This is a genomic window from Promicromonospora alba (genome assembly GCF_042654905.1).
GTDB classification, from domain to species: Bacteria; Actinomycetota; Actinomycetes; order Actinomycetales; family Cellulomonadaceae; genus Promicromonospora; species Promicromonospora alba.
Window position 1 is genome coordinate 1,080,812 of record NZ_JBHSFI010000003.1, and the last position, 24,703, is coordinate 1,105,514.

The following is a 24,703-nucleotide window of genomic DNA, read 5'->3' on the forward strand; positions in this document are numbered from 1 at the left end:
AGTCGTTACGGGGTGGTCAGCCCTGGACGGTCTCCCCGGTCCAGCGCTGGACCAGATATGCCCCCACCAGCAGCATCGCGGGCACCACGACGACGAGACCGATCCCGCACGTGGCGATGGAGGCGATCCCCAGCCCGGCGAGGATGCCGAGGACGCCGAAGACGGTCCCGAGGTGCGAGAGCACCAGGCCGACACCGCGGGCGAGGGCCTTGCCGAAGCCCACACCGTCCAGCAGCAGGAAGGGCACCGGGACCAGGACGAGGGTGACCACTACCTGCACCAGCACGCCGACCGTGGGCACCGCGGTGCCGGCGAACCCGAGCGCTCCGGCGACCACCGCGAACCCCACGAGCCCGCCGAAGCCACGGAGCACGAAGAAATCGCGGATGCGGACCTTGCGGGTACGCGTCGCCGCGAGGGCGCCGGCATACAGGAGCGCCTGCAGCAGGAAGCCCACTGCGGTGCCGGCCGCCGCCAGCCCCCTGGCCTCGAGCGTCCGGCCGGCGGCCAGCGCGGCGTCGACCGCTGCCGGGTCCGTGGAGTTCATGAGGGCGTCCATCGTGGACGGGCTGAACGCGAGGAGCACGGCGACCTGGGCCAGGCCGACCAGCAGGCTCATCAGCACCCAGACGCCCCAGCTCGCGCCGAACGCGCTCCAGCCCCAGCGCCACGCGTTGCCGATCGTCGGGCGCTCGTCCACGTCGGGCCGGCGTTCCGTCCCGGAGACCGCCGGGTACTGCGGGAGACCGGGCTGGGCCGGGGGCTCCTGGTACCGCTGCGGCGGTGCGGGCTGCTGCGGTTGCGGAGCCCGCTGACCGCCCTGGTAGCTACCCCACTCGCCCGGCTGCGGATCCTGCTGTTCCGGCCGCTGCAGGGGCTGGTAGTCCGGCCTGCCGTACGGGTTGGCAGGGCGGCCGTAGGGATCGCGCGGGCCGTACGGGTCGAACGGCTGAGGCTGCGGGGGCTGCGCCTGTGGGGGCTGAGCCTGTTGCGGCTGCGGGTTCTGCTGCTGCGGGACCTGCGGGGCCGGTGCTCGCCGGGGATCACGGTTCGGATCCTGTGGGTTCCAGCCGCCGTAGGTGTTGCTCATGCGCGTACCCCTCGTCAGGCGTGCTGGTGTGGTGCCGCCTCGTAACGGTATGAATCGGCACAAGATATCGGCGATTTCGCCCGCCGTGCAAACAAACCCTGCGGCGCTCCGGCACCGCGCGCCGGCAGTGGTTCAGGCGGTGAGGTCGCGCACCACGGAGTCGGCGAGCAGGCGTCCGCGACGGGTCAGCGCCGCACGTGCCGGGCCTCCTCCGGCGCCGAGAGCAGCCCGCCCGTCGAGCAGCTCGCGCGCCACCAGACCCGCCACCGCGGTGCGGCCGGCGTCGGACAGCACCCCGAGGTCGAGACCGTCGCGCAGCCGTACGCCGAGCATCACCCGTTCCAGGTGCGCCTCCGCGCGCGTGAGCAGCTCGCGCCCCGCGCCGGGACTCTGCCCGGCCTCGAGCCGCGTGGCGTAGGCGCGGGGGTGCTTCACGTTCCACCAGCGGACGCCGGCGGGGGTGCCCGCGTCGTCGTCCACCGGCGTCGGCCCCGACACGTAGCTGTGCGCACCCGGGCCGATCCCCCACCAGTCGTCGCCGCGCCAGTACCCGATGTTGTGCCGGCACTCGTGCCCGGGACGCGCCCAGTTCGACACCTCGTACCAGCGCAGGCCCGCCTCCGTGAGCAGGTCGTCGACCAGCTCGTACTTGGCGGCCTGGTCGTCCTCATCGGGCAGCTGCACCTCGCCGCGGCGCACCTGGGCGGCCATCTTCGTGCCGGGCTCCACCACCAGCGCGTACGCGGACACGTGGTCGACGCCGGTCGCCAGCGCCGTCTCCACGCTCGTGCGCCAGTCGTCGAGGGACTCGCCGGGCGTGCCGTAGATGAGATCGAGGGACACGTCGAGACCGGCGTCGCGTGCCCACCGGACCACGTCGGGGATGCGCAGCGGGTCATGGGTGCGCTCGAGCGTCGCCAGGACGTGCGGCACCGCCGACTGCATCCCGAACGAGACCCGGGTGAACCCGGCGTCGGCCAGCACCTGCAGCGACTGAGGTGTCACGGAGTCCGGGTTGGCCTCGGTGGTGACCTCGGCGCGTCGTGCCGAGCCCGTGGCTTGGCCTGTCGAAGGGCTGGCCAGACCCCAGGCGCCCCTGATGCCGTCGAGCACCCGGGCGAGGTCCTCCGCCGGGAGCATCGTGGGCGTACCGCCCCCGAAGAACACCGTGGAGACCGCGGCCGGCGCGCGACCGGCGTCGGACAGGACCTTCGCCGCGAGGTCCACCTCCAGCAGCGCCGTCGTGGCGTACTGCGCCTGGTTGGCGCCGCCGCCCAGCTCGGACGCCGTGTAGGTGTTGAAGTCGCAGTAGCCGCAGCGCACCGTGCAGAACGGGACGTGCACGTAGACGCCGAACGGCCGGTCTCGCGCAGGCGCGGCCGGCGACGGGCGCACCCAGGCGGGCAGCGCGCCGTCGTCGGGCACCGGGATGCCGGAGGGAAGAGCGGGCACCTACTTCTTCTTGTCCTTCGGCGCATCGGAGTCGGAGGAGAGCGCGGCGATGAACGCCTCCTTCGGCACCTCGACCGAGCCGATGTTCTTCATGCGCTTCTTGCCCTCCTTCTGCTTCTCCAGCAGCTTGCGCTTACGGCTGATGTCGCCGCCGTAGCACTTGGCGAGCACGTCCTTGCGCATGGCGCGGATGGTCTCGCGGGCGATCACGCGCGCGCCGATGGCGGCCTGGATCGGCACCTCGAACTGCTGGCGCGGGATGAGCTCCTTGAGCTTGGCGGTCATCATCACGCCGTACGAGTACGCCTTGTCGCGGTGCGCGATCGAGCTGAACGCGTCGACGTGCTCGCCCTGGAGCAGGATGTCGACCTTCACGAGGTCGGCGACCTGGTCACCGGACGTGTCGTAGTCGAGGGACGCGTAGCCGCGGGTCTTGGACTTGAGCTGGTCGAAGAAGTCGAAGACGATCTCGCCGAGCGGCAGGTGGTAGCGCAGCTCCACGCGCTCCTCGGAGAGGTAGTCCATGCCCTGCAGCTCGCCGCGCTTGGACTGCGAGAGCTCCATGACCGCGCCCACGAACTCGCTCGGGGTGAGGATCGTGGCCTTGACGACGGGCTCGCGGACCTCCTTGATCTTGCCCCCGGGGAACTCCGACGGGTTGGTCACCACGACCTTCGTGTTGTCCTCCAGCGTCACCTCGTAGACGACGTTCGGGGCGGTGGAGATCAGCTCGAGGTTGAACTCGCGCTCGAGGCGCTCGCGCACGATCTCGAGGTGCAGCAGGCCGAGGAACCCCACGCGGAAGCCGAAGCCGAGCGCCACCGACGTCTCGGGCTCGTAGTTGAGCGCGGCGTCGCTGAGCTTGAGCTTGTCCAGGGCGTCGCGCAGCACCGGGTAGTCGGAGCCCTCGATGGGGTACAGGCCCGAGAAGACCATGGGCTTGGGGTCGCTGTAGCCGGCGAGCGCAGTGGTGGCGGGCTTGGCCGCGTTGGTGACGGTGTCGCCGACCTTGGACTGCCGCACGTCCTTCACGCCCGTGATCAGGTAGCCCACCTCGCCGACGCCGAGACCCTTGGTCGCGTGCGGCTCGGGCGAGCTGACCCCGATCTCGAGCAGCTCGTGGGTGGCCTTCGTCGACATCATCGCGATCTTCTCGCGCGGGTTCAGGTCGCCGTCGATCACGCGCACGTAGGTCACGACGCCGCGGTAGGTGTCGTAGACGGAGTCGAAGATCATGGCACGGGCCGGGGCGTTCGGGTCGCCGGTCGGGGCCGGGACGCGCTGCACGATGCGGTCGAGCAGCGGCTCGACGCCGACGCCGGTCTTGCCGCTGACCTTCAGGACGTCCTCGGGCTCGCAGCCCACCAGCTTCGCGAGCTCCTCGCCGTACTTCTCCGGCTGCGCCGCCGGGAGGTCGATCTTGTTCAGGACCGGGATGATCTCGAGCTCGTTCTCCATGGCCAGGTACAGGTTGGCCAGGGTCTGCGCCTCGATGCCCTGGGCTGCGTCGACCAGCAGCACGGCGCCCTCGCACGCGGCCAGCGAGCGGGAGACCTCGTACGTGAAGTCGACGTGCCCCGGGGTGTCGATCATGTTCAGCGCGTACGGCGTGAGCACGCCTGCCTCGTCGTCGACCGCCCACGGCATCCGCACGGCCTGCGACTTGATGGTGATGCCGCGCTCGCGCTCGATGTCCATGCGGTCGAGGTACTGGGCGCGCATGTCGCGCGACTGGACCACGCCGGTCAGCTGCAGCATGCGGTCGGCCAGCGTCGACTTGCCGTGGTCGATGTGCGCGATGATGCAGAAGTTACGGATGAGCTCGGGCGCTGTGGCGTGCGGCTGGAGGCGCGCCGTGAGCGCAGGACCGGGGATGGGCAAAGCGTTCTCGCTCCGTCGTCATGGGTGGGAGGGCCAACGCTTATTCTCCCACGTCCCGTGCGAGCGGGGCGCGGCCGTGCCTACGGTCGGGGAGCACTGATCCCGACGAAGGAGGAGAACCATGTCGCACCTGACCGGCAAGCAGGTACTGGCGATCGTGACCAACTACGGCGTCGAGCAGGACGAGCTCCTCGAACCCGTGCGCCTGCAGGCCCCGGCCGTCTCGGTGGTCGAGGCGTTCACGTCCTCCGGGCGTCCCGTGGCCGCGATCTGCCACGGGCCGTGGGCCCTCGTGGAGGCGGGCAAGGTCTCGGGTGCGCGGCTGACCAGCTACCCGTCGCTGGCCACCGACGTCCGGAACGCGGGCGGTACCTGGGTGGACGAGGCGGTGGTCCGGGACACGGGCGCGGGCTACCCGCTGATCACGTCCCGCACCCCGAAGGACCTCCCGGACTTCCTCCGCGAGCTGGACGCGGTCCTCGAAGCCCGTTGAGTGCTGGATCTTCGCCCTCCAGAACCGCAAGAAGGGGCGAATATCCAGCACTCAACGGGTTGGCAGGTCAGGCGGGGCGGGGGGACGTCGTGCGTGGGAGGAGGCGGCGGAGGACGTCGGCGAGGGTGACCACGCCGTAGTCCGCCGCTGGGCCGTCCGGTCCGTCGGCGTCCGGCCTCGGCACCACCGCGAGGTGGTTGCCCGTCTCCCGCATGGTCGTCAGGGCGGTGTGCAGCGGCACGTCCGCGGCCAGCTCGAAGACGGGCCGGGTGACGTCCGCGACGGGCGCGGCGTCGGGCATCAGGAGCGTGTCGCGCACGTGCACCACGCCATCCGGCCGGCCGCTCGCGCCCTGCACGAGGATTCGCAGGTGACCCGAGACGCGGGACACCTCCTGCACCTCGGCGGCCGTCGCACCGTGCCCGACGGCGGACGGCGCCGCGCGGTCGGCGAGCAGGTCCTCGACCGTCAGGCGGCGCAGGTCGAGCGCTCCGGAGAGCTGGTCGGAGTAGGCAATGGAGAGCGCGCCGACGCTGACGGAGTGCTCCACGAGGTGCCGCAGGTCCTCCGGACCCTGCCCGGACGCCACCTGGTCCGCAGGCTCGACACCCAGGCGCCGCAGGCACCAGTTCGCGGCGCCGTTGAGCGCCACGAGCACCGGTCGGGTCACGACCATGAAGGCCCGCATCGGCAGCGCGAGCATCGTGGCGCTGGCCTCGGGGTGGGCGATGGCCCACGACTTGGGCGCCATCTCCCCCACCACCAGGTGTAGGAACGTGACGATGATCAGGGCCAGCACGAAGCCCGCGACGTCGGCGGCCCAGAACGGCGCGCCCCACGTCTCGAACACCGGCGTCAGCCAGTGGTGCACGGCGGGCTTGGTGATCGCGCCGAGGGCAAGCGTGCAGACGGTGATGCCGAGCTGCGAGCCCGCGAGCAGCAGGGTCAGCTCGCTCGCGCTGCGCAGTGCGGCGCGCGCGGAGCGGCTGGTGGGCGCGGCGTCCTCGAGCCGGTGCCGCTTGGCCGCGAGGAGCGCGAACTCCACCGCCACGAAGAACGCGCTCAGCGCGATGATGACGACGGTGGCTGCTACGACCACCCAGGGGTTGCTCATCGGGCCTCCTCGCTCTCGGTCTGGGCTTTCTCAGCGTTCTCGGCGTCCGCTGGTGCGTCCACGACGGTGACCCGGACGCGGGACGGCACGTGCCGCTCCACCTCGAGCACCTCGATCCGGAGCACCTCGTCCGGGTGCGGCTCGGTCGCTACCAGGTCCGCCGGGTCAGCGGGCAGCGCGACGTCGACCACGTCACCCGCCGCAGGCAACGAGCCGTGGACGGCGATCGCCAGCCCGGCGATCGTCTCGTGGTCGCCCTCGGGCAGGTCGCGCCCGACGGACCGCTCGACCTCGTCGAGGTGGACGTCGCCGGCCATCACCCACACCCCGTCCGACGCGGCGGTCACGGGGTCGATCTCGTCGTCGTGCTCGTCGGTGATCTCGCCGACCAGCTCCTCCGCGAGGTCCTCGACCGTGAGCACGCCGGCGAACCCGCCGTACTCGTCGACGACGCACGCCATCTGGTTCCGCGTGGCCGACAGCTCCCGGAGGGCGTCCGGCAGCGCCATGGCGGTGGGCAGGACGAGCGCCGGACGCTGCAGGTCCGCGACGGTCGCCGCAGCGGGCCCCGCGGACAGCAGGTCCGCCAGGTGCACGACGCCGACCACCTCGCCGTCGTCGTCGAGCACCGGGTAGCGGGAGTGCCCGCGGGCCATCAGCTCGCGCACCTGCGCGAGCGTGTCGTCGGCGTGCACGACCCCGACCCGCGCCCGCGGGATCATGGCGTGCTCGACGTCCTGGCGGGGGAAGTCGAGGATGCGGTCCAGCAGCACCGAGAGGTCGCCGGGCAGGTCGCCGCTGGCACGCGAGTCCGCGACGATGTGCTCGAGGTCGCGGACCGTCGCCGAGTGCTCGACGTCGTGCACCGGCTCGATCCGGAGCAGGCGCAGCAGCGCGTTCGACGCGGCGTCGAACACCCTGATCAGCCAGCCGAAGACCGCGAGATAGACGGTGGTGGAGCGCGCGAGCCACAGCGCGACGGGCTCCGGCCGCGCGATCGCCAGGTTCTTCGGGACGAGCTCGCCGAACAGCATCTGCACGAGCGTCGAGAGCACGAGCGCCAGGACGGTGCCCACCGCGACGCCGACGCCGGTCGGCACCCCGACGCCGCCGAGCGCCACGCCCAGCGACTCACCGACCAGCGGCTCGGCGACGTAGCCGACCAGGAGGCCGGTGACCGTGATGCCGAGCTGCGCACCGGAGAGCATGAAGCTGGTGCGCCGGGTCACGCCGAGCGCGCGTCGTGCCCCGGCGTCGCCGGCCTCCGCGCGGGCTGCCAGGCGTGCCCGGTCGACCGCCATGTACGCGAACTCCTGCGCGACGAAGTAGCCCGTCACGGCGGTGATCGCGAGGATCACCACGACGCCCAGCAGGAGCGAGATCACCCAGCTCAACGCCACCACCTCCGCCCTGCGGGGTTACGGCGTACGGCTGGGCAGGGACTATGACTGTCGGCGTCCATGATCCTTCGCGAGATGTGGTGCGGTCGTTGGCGGCCCGAGGTTCTCCGGCCGGATGCCGCTGGGGCATCGCGTGGAAGAACGACGGACGTGCCCCTACGGTTCCACGGCGCGCGGTGATAGTCATCCTGAGTGTCCGTCCTGGGCGTCAGGGTGTCGGAGGCGAGCGGTACCTTTCGGCACATGAGCCTCGACCACCTCGCCCTGCTGACCCGGTTCCAGGACGACTTCCTCGCCGCGGTGCCGGACGCCGACGCCGGTGCGCGGGTCCCCGCCTGCGGCGACTGGACCGTCCGCGGGCTCGTGGAGCATCTCGCGGAGGTCCACCACTGGGCCGCCGGCAACGCCCGCGGGGTCAAGGGGCCGGGCCTCGGCGGCGGGCCGTTCGACCTGGCACCGCACTACGCGGCCCAGGCCGCGACCCTGCGCGAGGCCTTCGCCGAGATCGACCCGGACTCGGTCGGCCGCGTGCTCACCCATCCCGAGCCGATGGGTCCTGGCGCGGTGCGGTTCTGGCACCGGCGGCAGGTCCACGAGACGCTCGTGCACCTGCACGACCTGCTCGCGGCGCGTGCCGGGTCGGGTTCCGCCGGTCTGGTCGACGCCGAGCCCGAGGTCTGGGCGGACACCGTCGACGAGGTGGTCACCGTGCTCCAGCCACGCCAGGTGGGTCTGGGCCGTATGGCGCCGCTGCGGCACCCGGTGGCCCTCGTGGCGACCGACGTCGACGGCACGCGCACGTGGGTGCTCGGCGCTCCCGGCGAGCGCGCGGAGGAGGAGGCGATCCACGCCGTCGTCTCCGGGCCGGCCGAGGGGCTCGCGCTCATGTTGTGGCGCCGGCTCACCCCCGTCGAGGCAGGGCTTCTCGTCAAGGGCGACCGTGCCGTCCTGGACGCGGCACTGGCGGAGCCCATAGTGCCGTGACGGACTACCCGAGCCGCGTGATGTCCACGGTCACCGCGAGCGTCGACGAGGCGGCGCCCGCGTAGACGCCCTTGAACGGCGGCACGTCGCCGTACTCCCGCCCGCGCCCGACCACCACGTGGTCGCCGCCGACGAAGATCCGGTTGGTGGGGTCGTAGCCCACCCACTCGCCCGTCCACCACTCGACCCAGGCGTGCGACTCGCCGCGCACCTGCTCGCCCATCCCGGCGTCGGGCTCAGGGTGCACGTATCCCGACACGTACCGCGCGGGGATGCCCACCGAGCGCAGAGCGCCGAGCGCCAGGTGCGCCATGTCCTGGCACACACCCTTCCGCGCCTCCCACGCCTCGACCGCCGGCGTGTGCACGGTCGTCACGCCCGGCACGTACTCGAGCCGGTCCCGCACGGCGAGGCAGATCGCCTCCGCCGCGCGGTCGGGGTCCAGCCCGCCCGCGGCCTCCAGGGCGACCGCCGCGAGGTCCGACGGCGGCGTCGTGACCGGCGACTCCGCGAGGAAGGCCGACTGCGCGTCCAGCACGGCCTCGCTCGCCAGGTCTCCCCACCCGGGTACGTCGCCGGCGGGGCGCCCGTCCGCGGAGTACCCGGAGGCCTCGACCAGGGCCTCCGCGACGATCCTGAGCTCGGTGTGCGGCCGCAGGATCTCGAACGCCGTGACGCTCGTGCCCCAGTAGTCGGTGTGGTCGGAGGACCACGTGGTGGGCGACACCGCCAGGGTCGCCGAGCGCACCGTCTGGCGCCCGTCCTCGACGGGGCGCATGCGTGTCTGGTTGTACGAGTCGGTGACCGGCGACGCGTAGTCGAACAGGGTCGTGTGGACCACCTTCAGCAGCGTCACAGCGCCTCCTCCACCCAGGCCGTCGTGGCCACCGCCGGAAAGTACCGGTGCTTGATCGCGCTGCTCGCCCGCGTGCAGGCGACCTGCACGCGCTCCATCGTCTCCGGCAGGTCGGCGAGCAGGTCGCCCAGCCGGGCGAACTCCAGCTCGGAACGCATGATGCCGAGCGCCCGGCGCGCGTCGTCGGACACCGCGTGCCGGCCCTCCACCGGTTCCAGCTCGCGCAGGGCTCGCTCCGCGGCGTGCAGCGCGTAGACGATCGACCGCGGGAACAGCCGGTCGAGGATGAGGAAGCCCGCGGCGTCGGCGTCGGACGCCCGGCCGCGGTACGTCCGCAGATACGCCTCGTAGGCCCCGCAGGACCGCAGCATGGCGTTCCAACCCGGACCACCCGTCCCGAGCCGGGCCTGGGTGGTGATCAGGCGGGCCGTCATGTCGGCCCGCTCGATCGCCTGGCCCAGCACCATGAAGTGCCAGGTCGAGTCGCGTGGGGTCGCCGACTCCATGAGCCCCGCGACGACGGCGGCCCGTTCCCGAACCCAGGAGAAGAACTCGTGCGGCCCCCTGCCCGCGTGGGACGGGAGCGTGTTGCGCGTGGTGTTGAGGCACTCCCACAGGTCGGTCGAGACGATCTCGCGGGCGCGGCGGGCGTTCTCCCGCGCCGCGAGCATCGACCCGGCGATCGACGACGGGTTCTCCCGGTCGTGCGCCAGCAGCCGGAGCACGGTGTCGCGGTTCACCTCGCCGTCGTCGGGCCGCGCCGGGTGGTCCATGATCGCCAGCAGGGACCGGCAGGCGGTGGCCTCGTCGGCCCACGGGTCCTCCGACAGCAGCTGGACGTGGACGTCGAGGATCCGGGCCGTGTCGTCGGCGCGCTCGACGTACCGGCCGATCCAGAACAGCGATTCCGCGATCCGGCTCAGCATGCGGTGCTCCCCTCGGTGCCCATCGAGGCCTGTTGCTGTTGCTGCTGCTGCTGGTTCGCGGCCGCGTCGTCCGGGTTGGTCGCGCGGGGCACGCCCGCCGTCGGCTCCGAGGCCCGGGCGCTCGCCCGCGGCTCCTCGACCGGCGCCGGCGCCGCCTGCCGGGGTCCCGTGCCGTCCTCCAGCACCCAGGTGTCCTTGGACCCGCCGCCCTGGGACGAGTTCACGACGAGCTGCCCCTCCGGGAGCGCGACCCGGGTGAGCCCGCCGGGCAGCACCCAGACGTCGGAGCCGTCGTTCACGGCGAAGGGGCGCAGGTCCAGGTGGCGGGGCCGGAAGGCGCCGTCGACGAACGTGGGCCCGGTCGAGAGCTGCACCACGGGCTGCGCGATCCAGCCGCGCGGGTCCTCGACGATCCGGGACCGCACGGCGTCGATCTCGGCGCGCGTGGCCTGCGGCCCCACCACGATGCCCTTGCCGCCCGAGCCGTCGACCGGCTTGACCACCAGCTCGTCGATGCGGTCGAGCACCTCGGCGCGGGCGTCGGGCTCCTCGAGCCGCCAGGTGTCGACGTTCGCCAGCACGGGCTCCTCCGCCAGGTAGTAGCGGATGAGGTCGGGCACGTAGGTGTAGACGAGCTTGTCGTCGGCCACCCCGTTGCCGAGCGCGTTCGCGAGCGTGACGTTCCCGAGCCGCGCGGCGTTCACCAGGCCGGGCACGCCGAGCATGGAGTCGCCGCGGAACTCGACGGGGTCGATCCACTCGTCGTCCACCCGGCGGTAGATGACGTCGACGCGGCGCGACCCCTCGGTGGTCCGCATGTAGACCCGGCCGCCCTTGGTGTACAGGTCGCGCCCCTCGACCAGCTCGACCCCGAGCAGCCGGGCCAGGAGGCTGTGCTCGAAGTACGCGGAGTTGTAGACACCCGGGGTGAGCACCACGACCGTCGGGTCCGGGACGCCGTCCGGGGCGCTCGCCACGAGGGCGGCGAGCAGCCGCTGCGGGTAGTCGACGACGGGCTGCACCCGCAGCCGGCTGAACAGCTCGGGGAACGTGCGGACCATGGCCCGGCGGTTGCTCACCACGTAGCTCACGCCCGAGGGGACGCGGACGTTGTCCTCCAGGACGCGGTACCGGCCGTCCTCGTCGCGGATCAGGTCGATGCCGCTCACATGGCAGCGGACGCCGCCCGCCGGGCGGATGCTCGCGGCGACCCGCTGGAAGTCGGAGCTGGACTGGATGAGGCGCTGCGGCACCACGCCGTCCTTGACGGCCCGCTGCGCGCCGTAGACGTCGTCGAGGAACGCCTCCAGGGCCCGGACCCGTTGCTGCACGCCGAGCGCGATGTCGGTCCAGTCGTCCTGCTCGATGACGCGCGGCACGACGTCCAGCGGGAAGGGCCGCTCCTCCCCCGCGAAGTCGAAGGTGACGCCCTGTGCCAGGTAGGACCGGGCGAGCGCGTCGGCGCGCGACGCCACCTCGTCGGCGGTCAGGCGGGTGAGCCGGCCGTGCACCTGCTCGTAGCAGGACCGCAGCACGCCGTCGCGGTCCAGCATCTCGTCGAAGGCCTGCTGGAGGGGATATCCATCGAACAGGTCTGTCATGTCCGAACTGTAGGACGACGGGTAAGACGTACCGGTTCCGTGCGTGTTTCGGCTTGGTGTCGCGTTCGGCACCGGGTTATCCGGATCGGCGATGAGTTGCCCGGCGGTGCGGCGTCAGACCGGTATGACCAACTACGCGACCACCAGCCAGGGCGACCACGTCGCCTACGACCTGCGCGGCGGCACCGGACCGGCCGTCGTGTTCGTGACGGGCGCCGGCCCGGACCGGGCCGACGACCCGATCACCGCCGAGACCGCCCAGCGCGTCGCCGACGCCGGGCTCACCGCCATCACGTTCGACCGGCTCGGCCGCGGGGAGAGCCCTGCCGAGGGCCGTCTGGACCTCGACCGTGAGCTGGCCGCGGTCGCCGCGATGATCGACGTCGCGGGTGGTTCCGCGGTCCTGGTCGGGCACTCGTCGGGCTGCGCGCTCAGCCTCCGGGCCGCCGCGGCAGGGCTGCCGGTCACCGGCCTCGCCCTCTGGGAGGCACCCCTGGGCGACCCCGCGGAGACGACGCAGGCGTGGGCCGACGAGATCGAGCGCCTGCTCGACGCCGACGACCACGAGAACGCGATGCGGCACTACATGAAGGACATGCCGCCCGAGTGGCTCGCCGAGATGGAGGCCTCCCCGGCCTGGTCCGCGATGGCCCGCACCGTCGCCGCCTACCGCGCCGACGCGCAGTCGCTCGCCTGGGCGCAGCATGCGCTGGAGGACGGCACGCTCGACGTCGCGGTTCCCGTGCTCGCCATGTACGGGGTCGAGACCTTCCCGGAGATGCCGGTCGCGGCCGCGAGCATCGTGGCGGCGGTACCGAAGGGCACGGAGAAGGAGCTGCCGGGTGCGATGCACAGCTGGGAGCCGGTGCCGATGGCGGCTGAGCTGGCCGAGTTCGCCCGGGCGTGCGCCGGCTGATTCCAGACGATAGGTCCCTGATGCGCGGTTAACCCGTTCCGGTACGGTTTCGGGCGTGACCTTCGCATCAGACAACAGCTATCCCGGCGACTTCGAGGGTGAGGTCCACCCGATCTACAACCCCGAGCTGGACGGTGACCCGGACCCCGGTGAGGTCGTCTGGACCTGGGTGCCGTACGAGGAGGACCACAGCCAGGGCAAGGACCGTCCGGTGCTGCTCGTGGGCAAGGACGGTCCGTGGCTGCTCGGGCTGCAGCTCACGAGCCAGGACCACGACCGCGACATGCTCCAGGAGGTGCGCGCCGGCCGGATCTGGATGGACGTCGGCACGGGCGCCTGGGACGGCACGGGCCGCGACTCGGAGGTCCGGATCAACCGCGTCATCCGCGTCGACCCGGACGACGTGCGCCGCGAGGGAGACATCCTCGCGGAGGACGTCTTCAACGACGTCGTGAAGTACATGGACCGGGCGCTCGACCTCACCTGAGCGGGACCCTCGGCCGCTGGGCGCGGCCTCCGGCGTCGGCACGCCCTGCTCGCGGGCCGACGCCGGGCTACTCTGCCCTCCGTGAACCAGAACCCGTGGATCAAGCTGCTCGGCGACGTCGTCGAGGCAGTAGCAGGCGCTTTCCTCGACCAGGGCGACCGTCGCACCGGCAGCGACCGGCCGACGCCGGGGCCGACGTCTGGGCCGACGCCCCGGGACCGCCGTCCGGCATCGGGCCGGAACCTGCCCGAGACCGATGGTTACCCCGGCGACTTCGTGGGCACGGTCAAGCCCGTCTACCGGCCCGAGCTCGACGGCGAGCCCGACCCGGGCGAGGTCGTCTGGTCGTGGGTGCCTTATGAAGAAGATCACAGCCAGGGCAAGGACCGCCCGGTGCTGATCGTGGGCAACGACGGCCCCTGGCTCCTCGCGCTGCAGCTGACCAGCCAGGACCACGACCGCGACGCCGCGCAGGAGGCCCGCGCCGGCCGCCAGTGGATGGATATCGGCACCGGGGCCTGGGACAGCACCGGCCGCGCCTCCGAGGTGCGCCTCAACCGCGTGATCCGGATCCACCCGGACGCAGTCCGCCGGGAGGGCGCGATCCTCGACCGGGCCGTCTTCGACCAGGTGGCGGCGGCACTCTGAAGCTCCCCCGACGTGTCAGACCGTCAGGTCACCCGGGTGACCTGACGGTCTAACACGTCCGGACCGGACTACGGCTGGATCGACACCACGAGGAACGCGGCCAGGAGCACGAGGTGCACCACGCCCTGCAGCGTCTTGGCCCGGCCCGGCGCGATGCTCAGCATCGCCACGACCACCGAGACCGCGAGCAGCACCATCTGGACCGGCTCGAGGCCGAGGGTGAGCGGCCCCTCCATCCAGATCATGGCGACGGCGATGGTCGGGATGGTCAGGCCGATCGATGCCATGGCCGAGCCGTAGGCGAGGTTGAGGCTGGTCTGGACACGGTTGCGGAGCGCGTTGCGGACCGCGGCTATCGACTCGGGTGCGAGGACGAGGAGCGCGATCACCACGCCGACCACCCCGTACGGCAGGCCCGCCGCGGCCACCCCGTACTCGATGGTGGGCGAGAGCATCTTGGCCAGGAACACGACCGCGACGAGCGCGAGGACCAGCAGCGCGACGCTGATCCACGCCTCCTTCGCGGCCGGCGGGTCGGCGTGGTCGTCGCCGTCCTCGTCCCGGATGACACCCGTGACGCGGCCGTACTTGTCGCTCGTCACGGGCAGGAAGAAGTCGCGGTGCCGCACGGTCTGCGTGAAGACGAACGCCCCGTACAGGATCAGCGACGCCACCGCCGCGAAGGCGAGCTGGAAGGGCGTGTACGCGCCGCCGTCCGCCGACGTCGTGAACCGGGGCAGGACCAGCGTGACCCCCGCCAGCGCGATCACCGTGGCGAGCGCCGACCCGGTACCCGACGCGTTGAAGCTGACCAGGTGGTGCTTGCTCGCGCCGACGAGCAGGGACAGCCCGACGATCCCGTTGAAGGTGATCATGACGGCGGCGAACACGGTGTCCCGGGCGTAGGTGCTGGCCGCTTCGCCGCCGCTGCTCATCAGCATGATGATCAGGCCGACCTCGATCACGGTCACCGCCACCGCGAGGATGAGGGAGCCGAACGGCTCGCCGACCCTGTGCGCCACCACCTCGGCGTGGTGCACCGCCGCGAGCACGGACCCGACCAGAGCGGCGCCGATCACGGCCAGGATCACCGGGTGGTCATGACTGCTCCACGTCACCACGAGGAGCACCGCGGCAAGGACTGGAACCACCACGGTCCACTGGAAACGGCCTCTCAGAGTCGCGGTAGTCATGGTTCGGATTCTAAGGTGGCTCGTCAGGGCCATTTTTGACCGACGGCGGCCGTAGCCGGGGTCACACCGGACTCCTCGCCCGATACGCCCGAGCCTCTGGTAAACTTGGAGGTCGCGTGTCCGCCCAGGTCGGCGGGCACAGTCCCAGCTCCTCTCCACGGGTCCCCACCCCAGTCCCGGAGTTGCGACCGCCCTCTACGACCTATCCGCTCGCCGTCAGGCGAACACACCAGGAAGTCCCATCGTGGCAAACATCAAGTCCCAGATAAAGCGCATCAAGACGAACGAGAAGGCTCGTCTGCGCAACAAGTCCGTCAAGTCGGAGCTGAAGACCCACGTGCGCAAGGTGCGCGAGGCCGTCGCAGCCGGCGACAAGGAGACCGCGACGGTCACCCTTGCCACCGCGTCGCGCAAGCTCGACAAGGCAGCTGCCAAGGGCGTCATCCACGCGAACCAGGCCGCGAACCGCAAGTCGGCCCTCGCGAAGTCGGTCGCCGCTCTCTGAGCAAGCTTCGAAAGACGCCGTCCACCCCACGGGGAGGACGGCGTCTTTCGCATGCCCGCGCACTCGTTGAGTGCGTGATTTTCGTCCTTGAAACGGCTCCAGCAGGGCGAATATCACGCACTCAACGAGTCGAGCGGGTCAGGACCGGCGGGAGCGGGCGATAGTCAGGACCGCACGCTCCACGGCGAACACCGGGTCCCTGGACTCGCCCTTGACGTCCGCGTCCGCCTGCGCGACGGCGGAGATCGCCGCCGCCAGACCCTCCGGCGTCCAGCTCCGCAGATCCTTTCGGGCGCGGTCCACCTGCCAGGGCGCCATGCCGATGTCGCGCGCCGCGAACCCGCCGCCACCGCGCATCGACGCGACCTTCGCGAGGTTGCGCAGCCGCAGCGCCAGGGCAGCGACGATGGGCACCGGGTCCAGCCCCGTGTCGAGTGCGTGCCGCAGGAGCGCGACCGCGCCCCCGGCGTCACCGGCCACCGCGGCGTCGGCGACGCGGAAGCCCGTCGCCTCGACGCGCCCGCCGTAGTACTTGTCCACGGTGGCCGCCGTGATGGTGCCGGTCGTGTCGGCGATCAGCTGCGAGCAGGCCGCCGCGAGCTCGCGCAGGTCGCTGCCGAGGGCATCCACCAGGGCACGCACGGCCTCGGCGTCGGCCCGGCGGCGAGCGGCCTTGAACTCCCCCGCGACGAACGACGCCTTCTCACCGTCCTTGGTCACCGGCTCGCACACCATGACCGGCGCACCCGACTTCGTGATGGTGTCGAGCATCTTCTTGCCGCGCTGCCCTCCGCCGTGCACGACCACGAGGACGGTCTCCTCGTCCGGCGACCCGACGTACGAGATGAGGTCGGCCATCAGGTCCTCGGTGCCGGACTCCGCCGACCGGACCACGACGATCTTCGCCTCGCCGAACAGCGAGGGGCTCGCGGCGACCACCAGCTGGCCCGGACCGTACGTGGTGCCCTCCAGCTCGACCTTCTCGATCTCGGGGTCACGCGCACGCGCCAGCCCCACGACGCCGTCCACAGCACGTTCGGCCAGGAGCGGCTCGGCCCCACGCACGAGCACTACCGGGGCGAGCGTCGGCTCGTCCCAGCTACGGCCGGTGGCAGGTGTGGCGGTACGGCGCTTGGTCGCTGGAGGCACTGACACAGCCTGCCACGCACTACCGACAATCACTCCCAGAGGAGGCCGGCCACCGCCATGCGTCCGCCGTCGGTCCAGGCGTTGGCCACCACGCACGCGCCGGCCACCGCGCAGTCGGCGACGCCGCCGCCGACCAGCTCGATCTCGCGCTCGACGGCCAGCCGGGCGAGCACCGAGCCCGTACGGTCGGCGACCACTCGCTTGCCGTCGTCGTACAGGCAGTTGTCACCGTCGACGCCGCCGTCCGGCGTGGTGGCGCACTGCACCAGCCGCACCGTCGCACCCCGCGCGTAGCCCTCACCCGTCACCGTGACCCGACCCTTGTCGGCGCCGAGCTCCTGCTCTGAGAGGACGAGCGTCGGAGCGTCGGGCGACTCCGCGCCGTCGGGCAGCGGGGCGGCGGCCGCCGCGAGCACCACGTCGGACAGGTCGGCGACGGCCAGGGCGCACGGGTCTCCGGTGCAGTCCACCTCGGACACCGAGCCGACGTTGACGAACGCCCGGGCAGGCCGCGTCGCCGAGATCCGGCCCTCGGCGTCCGCAACCACCTGCTCGCTGGTCGACATGTCGCATTCGTCGAGCGCCTTCGCACCCGCCGTCGTGTCGCCGGTGCACTGGACCAGGTACTGGTTGCCGCCCCTGAAACCCGTGCCGCGCACCACCCAGGCGCCACCGGCGGCGCGGACGGTGATGGCCGGTTCGTCGCTGATGCCCTCCGGGTCGCCCGACGCCGCCGGGTCGGGGCTGCTCGTGGCGCTGGCCTCCCGCGCTGGGCCCGGGTTCGGCGGAGCTGCCGTGCAGGCCGCCAGCGCGAGCACGACGGCGGTGACCGGGACCAGCAGACGCGCGCGCATCACGGGTAGCCCAGGAAGACGTCGATGCTGCCGGCGATCCGCCAGCTCCAGGTGCTCCGGTCCCGCATCCAGCTCACTCCCTCGTCCCACACGTGGTACTCCTGCTCGAGGTAGCAGGCGACGGCGTTGGTCTGGTTGAGCTCGCCCAGGTCGGTGCGGTACTGGCGGGCGTCGTTCGTCCCGGGGCTGGCCGAACCCACTATCGACGTCATGATCCGCGCGCACTTGCGGCCGGCCGCCGACACGTACATCACGTGGGTGCCGAACCGGTCGGCCGAGAGCTTGATCTCGCACGACCGGTTGATCGCGTTGGAGTGGATCGGCACGTGCACGTCCGCTCCCACCCGGTTCGAGTTCGCGATGTTCGACGTGGTCAGGCCGGTGCCGCGGACGACCTTGTAACCACGCTCCAGGAGGTTCAGCTGCTTGGCGTCCGTGTGCGTCGTAGCGGTCATCGCGACCAGCCGGGAGTTCGCGTTCTCGCTGAACCCGTCGCAGCCCGTGTTCGTGTGACACACGGTGTCGCCCCGGTCGTGACACGCCTGGGAGAGGTAGACGACCTTGCCGTTCCAGCTCTCCGGGACGTAGGTGACGTCGGCCGACGCCGCCGGGGCCACCGTGAGCAGCCCGGTGAGGACGAGCGCCAGGGCAGCGAGGCCGGTCAGGAGCCGGCGGGGTATCGCGCGCATCGTGGCCTCCTCAGCCCAAGTCGATCGGCAGGTCGGTCGAGGCGCACACGTCGCCGCCCGTCGCGTACGCGAAGGCGAGGCAGTCCCCGGCGAGCGTGAACTTCACCGAGTCGATGTTGCCGTTGCTGTGCGCGGTGAACAGGAGCGCCTGCCAGACGTCGCCCGGGTACACCCCGGCGTCGGACAGCGCCTCCTCGAACCCGGCCGCCACGTCGACCGTCGCCTCGCCCTTGTTGATCCGGACCTTGGTGGGCGCCAGGCCGGCGCCCGGCAGGTAGGACGCGAGGACCTCGTCGACCGCTTTGGCGAGAGTGGCCTTTGCCGAGCCCTTCCCGACCGACCGGGCGGTGGCCTGGACGTCGCCGTCCGGCTCGCAGCCCAGGTAGGGGGTGGTGGCGCCGTCGGCGGAGCGGGGACCTTCGGGAATCTCCGGGCACGGCTCGTCCGTTGACGGCGGGTCGCCCGCGAACGCCTCGGCGTCGAGCTTCTCACGGTCCTCGCCGGACTTGCTGTCCATCCCGGCCACGACGACGGTCCAGCCGTCCAGCACCTCCGCCGAATCCTCGAGCCAGGCGTCCGCGGCCGCGGGATCCTCGGCGACGTCCACCCGGACCGTCTGGTCGGCCTCCGAGACGTCGGTGACCACGGACTCCGCCAGGAGCTCCTGCCGCAGCTCGAGCTGTGCGGCGGCCTGGTCCCGCCCCGCGGCGCTGAACGCCATCGCCGGTACGAGCAGAGCCGCCGTCACGGTCACCGCGATGGTCCGGCGATACCGCCGGACGGTCAGCTTGAGATCAGCCACGAAGCCCCCCTTCGTAGGTGCTGACGAACTCTCCGTCCTCACCCACGTTAGATCGGCCCACAGGATCCGCAACGTTTCGCGAAGTGTGGCGAGCCTGCCGCAATACGTCGGCGTGACCTGGTACAAGAGGTGCGGCACGTCGGGCGGTGAAACGCCCGGGAGGCACTCGGTCAGCAGCCCGCCAGCGACACCTCCTGCCCGCGCACCACGAGCGCCACGGTGCCGCACTCGTCGGTCCGGACGACGGCGGCGCCGACGCCCGCGTACAGGTCGAGCGCCTCGTCGGTCGGATGGCCGTAGTCGTTGTCCCGACCGGACGAGACCAGCGCCACCGCCGGGCGCAGACGTTCCGCCAGGGCGCGGGACTGCACCGCCGAGCCGTGATGGGCCACCTTGACGACGTCGGTCCGCCCGGCCAGCGGCGCCAGCTCCGCCTGACCCGCATCCTCCAGGTCGCCGAGCGCGAGCACGTCGAGCCCGCCGGTCCGGGCCGCGAGCACGATGCTCGAGTCGTTCGCGCCCTCGCCCGCACCCGCCTGCAGCACCTGCCAGGTCAGGTACCCCGCCGTCCCCCGGTGCCCTGTCTGCGCGACGCCAACAGGCACATCAGCGGCTGCCAGTGCCGCCCCCGTCGCCGCTGCGTTGGCGGCGGGCTCCGGCACCGGGGACACGAGCGCTGCGGCCACGTCCCGCCCTGCCAGCACCGGCCCGAGGCCGCCCACGTGGTCCGCGTGGAAGTGGCTCAGCACGAGCAGGTCCACCCTGGCCACGCCGAGCTCGTCGAGGCAGCGGCCCGCCGCGGGTCCGTCGGGCCCCACGTCGACCACCACCGCCGACGTCGGCCCCGTGCGGAGGGCCAGCGCGTCCCCCTGCCCGACGTCGCACGCCACCACCAGCCAGTCCCGCGGTATGTCCGAGCGGACGGCGAGGCGCGGCACCGCCACCACGACCACGAGCGCCGCCACCGAGCCCGCCGCGAGGAGGGTCAGGACGCGCGCCCGCGTGAGCCTCCGGCGCCGCGCGGCGAGCACCTCGCGCAGGCCCGACCGGGCCGCCGTGCGCCAGGACTCGGGCCAGCCCGGACGCGGGGCACGCCGCAGCACCACCCACAGCACGACGGCGGTGAGCGCGGCCAGCAGGAGGGCCCCCGCGGGCCCGCCCGACCACGGGACGACGGCGCCGGGGAGCGTGGCGCACCAGTGCGCAACCGCCGCGATCCACCACGTGGCGCCGCTCGCGGCCCAGGCCACGAAACCGGCGAGCGTCGGCAGCCCCGGCGCCAGGACCGTCGCGACGAGCCCTAGCACCGTCGCGGGCACCAGTGCCGGGGCGGCCAGCAGGTTGGCGAGGACCGACACGGTGGATACCGATGGGTCGAGCAGCACCAGCACCGGGCCGCACGCCACCTGTGCGGCGAGCGGGACCGCCAGGGCGAAGGCGGCAGCGTCCCCCGTCCAGGGTGCGAGCCGGGCGGCCAGCGGCGGCGCGAGCAGCACCAGACCGCCGGTCGCTGCCGCGGACAGCGCGAACCCGAACGAGCGGGCCAGCCACGGGTCCACCACCAGCAGCCCCACCACCGACGCAGCGAGCGCCGGTACCGACTGCGACGGCCGCCCGATGGCGACTCCGGTCAGGGCGAAGGCCGCCATGACCGCGGCACGGAGCACTGCGGGCTCCGGTCGGACGAGCGCCACGAAGGCGAGGGAAGCGAGCGCGACGAGGGCCACCCTGACCGGTCTCGGCAGCCGGGCCAGCGAGCAGAGCAGGGTCAGGACGGCGACGACCACCGCGAAGTGGCCGCCTGATACCGCGGTGACGTGCGACAACCCTGCCGTTCGCATCTCCTCGGCGAGGTCGTCCGGGAGACGCGTGGTGTCGCCGATGGCGGCGCCCGGGACCAGCCCGCGCCCCTGTGCGGACAGCGGGTCCGTCACGTCGAGGAGTGCCGTGCGGTGGGTGTCGAGCACTCGCAGCCCTGCGGGTGGGGCGCGGATCTCGCTCGTGCTGTAGGCGGTCAGGCGGGCTGTCTCCGCCGCGCCGGGCTCGGCGGGCCGCAGCGCGCCCGAGACGGTCACGGTCGCCCCGTACCGTGGCGCGGTGCTCGACAGGACCTGGACGTGCGCCCGGGCCGCCGAGCCGACGCCGCGCGCTTCCACGCCCCGGGCCGCGAGGACCCAGCGGTGCTGCCCGGCCCCGGGCGCGAACGACCCCGGGGCGAACGAGAACGGCTCCGGCTGGGAGACGACGAGGCCGGTCAGCGTCGCGGTCACCCGTTGTTCCGCGAGATCGCCGAGCGGAGCGCGACCCGCGAGCTGGACGTGCGCGGAGACCGTGACCGCCAGGGCGCAGGCAGCGGCGAGGGCCGTGTGCGCGACTGTGGGCCGGCCCGCCCCTAGCGTCCGGCCCGCCCCTCGCGTCCGACCCGCCGTGAGCAGCAGGTGGAGGCAGGCGGCCGCGACGAGCACAGCGGTGACCCACGCCGCCGGGCCGGTCCAGCCGGCCCCTGGCCCGGTCAGCAGCCAGGCCGCTATCCATACCGCCAGGGCCGCCGGCGCCATCCGCAGGTCGGTCATGGCCCTACCCGTGCGTTGTCGCGGATCTCGGCAAGCGTCGCCGGGCCGATACCCGGCACGTCCTCCAGCTCCTCCACGCTCGCGAACTGTCCGTTGGCGTCACGCCACTCGACTATCGCCTGGGCGATCGAGGGACCGATACCGGGGAGCGCCTCCAGAGCCGTCGCGTCCGCGGTGTTGATGTCGACGGTGGCCTCCCCGGATCCGCCGCTTGTGCTCGGTCCGCCCGTGCCCGATGCCGGCCCACCAGCTCCGGGCGCCGGGCCCCCAGGCACCTGCTCCCCCGGCTGGGGCACGTGCAGCTGCTCGCCGTCGACGACCGCGCGTGCCAGGTTCACGGCGGTCAGGTCCGCCTTGCGGGTGGTGCCGCCGGCCGCCTCCAGCGCATCGGCCACGCGAGCGCCGTCGGGCACCGTGACGAGGCCCGGTTCGGCCACCTCGCCGACGACATGCACGAGCAGGCCGCCGCCCGCCGCGTCGGCGGAGGCCGGTGCCGGGGTAGCCGGCAACGGGCTGCTCGGTGCGGGCGGCGCTGACGGTCCCGCTGGCCCGTCGGTCTGCCCGCCCAGCGGCTCGACGTCGGCCGTCAGCTGGGTCAACGGCTCGACGCCGCCGCCGCGGAGGGACAGCACCGCCACACCCACGCCGAGCAGGAGCACCGCCACCAGCGCGACCACCGCCGTCGTGCCCTTCAGTGCCCACCTGCGCGTGCCCTGCTCGGGCCGAGGGTCGGTCGGGTGGCCGTGCGCTGCCGCGTAGGCCGCGGCCACCCCGGAGGCTGACCGCCTGGAACGCAGCCGGGCCACCAGCTCGTCGGCGTCGGTCCGAGCCTCGTCCGTCCGAGCCTCGTCCGTCCGAGCCTCGTCCGGACTGCCTTGCCCAGGCGCCGGATGGCCGCCAGGCCCGTGGCCGTCGAGCCCGTGCACCGGGCTGAACGGCCACGGGTCGGGAAGTCGCTGTTGCGCGGTCTCTGGCTGCATGGATCAAGACGCTAGGCGGGCGTCGCCGTCCTCCGGTGAGCTCCGCGACCCGCCTGTGCACAGACACTGAAAAGCGCGGCCTGTGGTCGGACTCGAAGCCGCACCGGGCCGTCCCGAGGGTCTGCACGCACGACCGACAAGATTTACGGACGGTGCCCGATGAGTTCTTCGAGGCACCGTCGTCTGACCTGCTAGAGAGCGCGAGATGCGCCACCGAGCCAGGAGCGAACACGATGACGGACAAGAAGACCTTCACTCTCGAGGTGCCGAGCGGCGTCCTCACCTACGACGTGCGCGAGGCCGCGACGCCGTCCGAGGAGCCGCCGCTGGTACTGATCGGCCTCCCGATGGGAGCGGAAGGATTCACCACGCTCGCGGGCCACTTCGCGGACCGGACCGTCGTCACGTACGACCCGCGTGGCGTCGAGCGCAGCACGCGGGACCTCGACACCGAGACCGAGCTGCCCGGCGTCGCCACCCATGCCGAGGACGTGCACCGCGTCATCCAGGCGGTCGGTGGTGGACCGGTCGACCTGTTCGCGTCCAGCGGCGGCGCGGTGGTAGCGCTCGAGCTCGCGGCGGCTCATCCGGAGGACGTGCGCACGGTCGTCGCGCACGAGCCGCCCCTGGCCACCGCGCTCCCCGACCGGGAGGCGATGACCGCCGCCATGACGGATATGCACGACACCTACCAGGCGAAGGGCTTCGGCGCCGCCATGGCGAAGTTCATCACCGTGCTCATGGCAGAGGGCGAGCTCACCGCGGACTACGCGAAGCAGCCCGACCCCGACCCCGCCGCGTTCGGCCTGCCGACCGAGGACGACGGCTCGCGCGACGACCTGATGTTCGGCGTGAACATGTTGGTCCTGCCGCCGTACGAGCCGCAGTACGAGGCGCTCGGGTCCGGCGGGCCTCGTGTCCTGATCGCCGTCGGCGCGGACACGGGCGAGCAGATGACCGGCCGCGCCGCTCGCGGAGCGGCTGCGCTGCTCGGCTCCGAACCGGTCGTCTTCCCGGGCGGGCACGGCGGGTTCAGCGGCGGCGAGTACGGCCAGCCTGCCGACAAGCCCGTGGAGTTCGCGGCGAAGCTGCGCGAGGTCCTGACCAGCTGAGCGCCGGCCGGGCCGAGCTCTCCGCCTCAGTGCGCGTGGTCGCCCAGGTCGGCGACGACGACCGCGAGCGTGCCCGGGCCGACGTGGACCCCTAGCACCGCGCTCAGCGGTGTGACCTCGACGTCGACCCGGGTGCGCGTGTGCAGGCGGCCCGCGAGGGCGAGCGCCCGGTCGTGCGCGCCGAAGTGGTGCACGGCGACGACCGGCCGCGTCGCCTCGGCGACGAAGCCCGCGGCCTGCTCCAGGAGGCGCTCGGCACCGACCGCCCGGGTCCGCACCCGCTGGGAGAGCTCCACGGCGCCGTCCGACAGCTTCAGGATCGGCTTGACCCCGAGGACCGTGCCGAGCGCCGCCGCCGGGCCGGACAGCCGGCCGCCGCGACGCAGGTGCTCCAAGGTGTCGACGACGAACAGGGCGTGCGCGGTCCCGGCGACCTCGATGGCCCGGGCGGCCACGTGGGCGGCGTCGGCCCCGGCGGCGGCGCACTCCGCGGCGGCTCGGGCGGCGAAGCCGAGGCCTGCCGCGCCGGTCCGCGAGTCGACGGCGCGCACCTGCAGGGGCGACCGCGCCGCGGCCGTACCCGCGGAGCCGACGGTGCCGGACAGCGCACCGGACAGGTGCACCGACACGATCGACCGGGCGCCCTCGTCACCGAGGCTGCGGTAGACGGCCGCGAAGGCCTCCGGCGGCGGCTGGGACGTCGTCATCTGAGCGCCCCCGGCGACCAGCTCCGCCAGCCGCTCCGGCGTGACGTCCTCACCCTCCGCGTAGACGTCGTCGCCCACCAGGACACGCAAGGGCACCACGACCGGGCCGCCCGACAGACCGGCAGGCAGGCAGGCGGTCGAGTCGGTGACGACCCGCACCTCCTGAGGTGCCGGGCGGGATGTACGACGTCGGGTGCGCATGACCGCGCCACTCTATCCGCGCGAGGATCCGGACGACGAAACCCGCTTGTTCTCCCCGCGCGCGGCGCGGCGGCCCGACCTAGCATCCGA

23 protein-coding genes are annotated in these 24,703 nt (G+C 72.6%); 7 read left to right on the forward strand and 16 right to left on the reverse strand.

Features of this window, described 5'->3' with window-relative positions; all coding sequences use genetic code 11:
- Positions 1-16: 16 nt before the first annotated feature.
- The 3 genes from ACFO6V_RS10110 to lepA form a co-directional block, all read right to left on the reverse strand.
- A complete protein-coding gene (locus ACFO6V_RS10110; protein WP_377134818.1) occupies positions 17-1,090 on the reverse strand; it encodes a hypothetical protein in 1,074 nt (357 codons plus the stop codon).
- Positions 1,091-1,222: 132 nt separating this feature from the next.
- Positions 1,223-2,542, reverse strand: a complete 1,320-nt coding sequence (gene hemW, locus ACFO6V_RS10115) for a radical SAM family heme chaperone HemW (protein WP_377134820.1) — start codon at positions 2,540-2,542, stop codon at positions 1,223-1,225.
- Positions 2,543-4,423 carry a translation elongation factor 4 gene (lepA, locus tag ACFO6V_RS10120; protein ID WP_377134822.1) on the reverse strand — a complete coding sequence of 627 codons (1,881 nt, stop codon included), beginning with the start codon at positions 4,421-4,423 and terminating at the stop codon, positions 2,543-2,545.
- 121 nt (positions 4,424-4,544) lie between these two features.
- On the opposite strand from lepA, the gene ACFO6V_RS10125 reads away from it, so the two are divergent.
- On the forward strand, positions 4,545-4,916 hold the full coding sequence (locus tag ACFO6V_RS10125; protein ID WP_377134825.1) for a DJ-1/PfpI family protein: 372 nt from the start codon (positions 4,545-4,547) through the stop codon (positions 4,914-4,916).
- 67 nt (positions 4,917-4,983) lie between these two features.
- On the opposite strand, the gene ACFO6V_RS10130 is transcribed toward ACFO6V_RS10125, so the two are convergent.
- Positions 4,984-6,030, reverse strand: coding sequence for a CNNM domain-containing protein (locus ACFO6V_RS10130; RefSeq protein ID WP_377134827.1), 1,047 nt, complete (start codon positions 6,028-6,030; stop codon positions 4,984-4,986).
- Positions 6,027-7,424, reverse strand: coding sequence for a hemolysin family protein (locus ACFO6V_RS10135; protein ID WP_377134830.1), 1,398 nt, complete (start codon positions 7,422-7,424; stop codon positions 6,027-6,029). The genes ACFO6V_RS10130 and ACFO6V_RS10135 overlap by 4 nt, the downstream gene beginning before the upstream one ends.
- 249 nt (positions 7,425-7,673) lie before the next feature.
- Between ACFO6V_RS10135 and ACFO6V_RS10140 the strand changes: the two genes are divergently transcribed.
- Complete coding sequence (locus tag ACFO6V_RS10140; protein ID WP_377134832.1) at positions 7,674-8,414, forward strand: maleylpyruvate isomerase N-terminal domain-containing protein; 741 nt, start codon at positions 7,674-7,676, stop codon at positions 8,412-8,414.
- A gap of 4 nt (positions 8,415-8,418) precedes the next feature.
- On the opposite strand, the gene ACFO6V_RS10145 is transcribed toward ACFO6V_RS10140, so the two are convergent.
- Genes ACFO6V_RS10145 through ACFO6V_RS10155 form a run of 3 tightly spaced genes read right to left on the reverse strand, consistent with a single transcriptional unit; the run spans position 8,419 to position 11,797 of the window.
- Positions 8,419-9,270: a transglutaminase family protein gene (locus ACFO6V_RS10145; RefSeq protein ID WP_377134834.1), complete on the reverse strand. Its 852-nt coding sequence runs from the start codon at positions 9,268-9,270 to the stop codon at positions 8,419-8,421.
- Positions 9,267-10,196 (reverse strand): alpha-E domain-containing protein, encoded by a 930-nt coding sequence (locus ACFO6V_RS10150; RefSeq protein WP_377134836.1) that lies wholly within the window; start codon positions 10,194-10,196, stop codon positions 9,267-9,269. The genes ACFO6V_RS10145 and ACFO6V_RS10150 overlap by 4 nt, the downstream gene beginning before the upstream one ends.
- A complete protein-coding gene (locus ACFO6V_RS10155) occupies positions 10,190-11,797 on the reverse strand; it encodes a circularly permuted type 2 ATP-grasp protein (RefSeq protein ID WP_377134838.1) in 1,608 nt (535 codons plus the stop codon). The genes ACFO6V_RS10150 and ACFO6V_RS10155 overlap by 7 nt, the downstream gene beginning before the upstream one ends.
- 91 nt (positions 11,798-11,888) lie before the next feature.
- Here ACFO6V_RS10155 and ACFO6V_RS10160 point away from each other — a divergent pair, with 91 nt between their 5' ends.
- The 3 genes from ACFO6V_RS10160 to ACFO6V_RS10170 all read left to right on the forward strand — a co-directional run bounded on the left by ACFO6V_RS10160 (position 11,889) and on the right by ACFO6V_RS10170 (position 13,848).
- Positions 11,889-12,713 carry an alpha/beta fold hydrolase gene (locus ACFO6V_RS10160; protein ID WP_377134840.1) on the forward strand — a complete coding sequence of 275 codons (825 nt, stop codon included), beginning with the start codon at positions 11,889-11,891 and terminating at the stop codon, positions 12,711-12,713.
- Positions 12,714-12,768: 55 nt separating this feature from the next.
- On the forward strand, positions 12,769-13,200 hold the full coding sequence (locus ACFO6V_RS10165; RefSeq protein WP_377134842.1) for a type II toxin-antitoxin system PemK/MazF family toxin: 432 nt from the start codon (positions 12,769-12,771) through the stop codon (positions 13,198-13,200).
- An 81-nt stretch (positions 13,201-13,281) separates the two neighbouring features.
- Positions 13,282-13,848, forward strand: coding sequence for a type II toxin-antitoxin system PemK/MazF family toxin (locus tag ACFO6V_RS10170; RefSeq protein WP_377134845.1), 567 nt, complete (start codon positions 13,282-13,284; stop codon positions 13,846-13,848).
- A 68-nt stretch (positions 13,849-13,916) separates the two neighbouring features.
- On the opposite strand, the gene ACFO6V_RS10175 is transcribed toward ACFO6V_RS10170, so the two are convergent.
- Positions 13,917-15,041 carry a calcium:cation antiporter gene (locus ACFO6V_RS10175; protein ID WP_377134847.1) on the reverse strand — a complete coding sequence of 375 codons (1,125 nt, stop codon included), beginning with the start codon at positions 15,039-15,041 and terminating at the stop codon, positions 13,917-13,919.
- Positions 15,042-15,285: 244 nt separating this feature from the next.
- On the opposite strand from ACFO6V_RS10175, the gene rpsT reads away from it, so the two are divergent.
- A complete protein-coding gene (gene rpsT, locus ACFO6V_RS10180) occupies positions 15,286-15,546 on the forward strand; it encodes a 30S ribosomal protein S20 (protein WP_116676346.1) in 261 nt (86 codons plus the stop codon).
- 138 nt (positions 15,547-15,684) lie between these two features.
- On the opposite strand, the gene holA is transcribed toward rpsT, so the two are convergent.
- The 6 genes from holA to ACFO6V_RS10210 all read right to left on the reverse strand — a co-directional run bounded on the left by holA (position 15,685) and on the right by ACFO6V_RS10210 (position 22,593).
- Complete coding sequence (gene holA / locus ACFO6V_RS10185; RefSeq protein WP_377134849.1) at positions 15,685-16,695, reverse strand: DNA polymerase III subunit delta; 1,011 nt, start codon at positions 16,693-16,695, stop codon at positions 15,685-15,687.
- 29 nt (positions 16,696-16,724) lie between these two features.
- Positions 16,725-17,549, reverse strand: coding sequence for a neocarzinostatin apoprotein domain-containing protein (locus tag ACFO6V_RS10190; RefSeq protein ID WP_377134851.1), 825 nt, complete (start codon positions 17,547-17,549; stop codon positions 16,725-16,727).
- On the reverse strand, positions 17,549-18,238 hold the full coding sequence (locus ACFO6V_RS10195) for a hypothetical protein (protein WP_377134853.1): 690 nt from the start codon (positions 18,236-18,238) through the stop codon (positions 17,549-17,551). The genes ACFO6V_RS10190 and ACFO6V_RS10195 overlap by 1 nt, the downstream gene beginning before the upstream one ends.
- 10 nt (positions 18,239-18,248) lie before the next feature.
- On the reverse strand, positions 18,249-19,040 hold the full coding sequence (locus tag ACFO6V_RS10200) for a hypothetical protein (RefSeq protein ID WP_377134855.1): 792 nt from the start codon (positions 19,038-19,040) through the stop codon (positions 18,249-18,251).
- Positions 19,041-19,210: 170 nt separating this feature from the next.
- On the reverse strand, positions 19,211-21,613 hold the full coding sequence (locus ACFO6V_RS10205; protein WP_377134857.1) for a ComEC/Rec2 family competence protein: 2,403 nt from the start codon (positions 21,611-21,613) through the stop codon (positions 19,211-19,213).
- A complete protein-coding gene (locus ACFO6V_RS10210) occupies positions 21,610-22,593 on the reverse strand; it encodes a helix-hairpin-helix domain-containing protein (RefSeq protein ID WP_377134859.1) in 984 nt (327 codons plus the stop codon). The genes ACFO6V_RS10205 and ACFO6V_RS10210 overlap by 4 nt, the downstream gene beginning before the upstream one ends.
- Before the next feature lie 233 nt (positions 22,594-22,826).
- Between ACFO6V_RS10210 and ACFO6V_RS10215 the strand changes: the two genes are divergently transcribed.
- Positions 22,827-23,705 (forward strand): alpha/beta fold hydrolase, encoded by an 879-nt coding sequence (locus ACFO6V_RS10215; protein ID WP_377134862.1) that lies wholly within the window; start codon positions 22,827-22,829, stop codon positions 23,703-23,705.
- A 26-nt stretch (positions 23,706-23,731) separates the two neighbouring features.
- Here ACFO6V_RS10215 and ACFO6V_RS10220 read toward each other — a convergent pair whose 3' ends face one another.
- A complete protein-coding gene (locus ACFO6V_RS10220) occupies positions 23,732-24,613 on the reverse strand; it encodes a DegV family protein (RefSeq protein WP_377134864.1) in 882 nt (293 codons plus the stop codon).
- Positions 24,614-24,703: the final 90 nt, after the last annotated feature.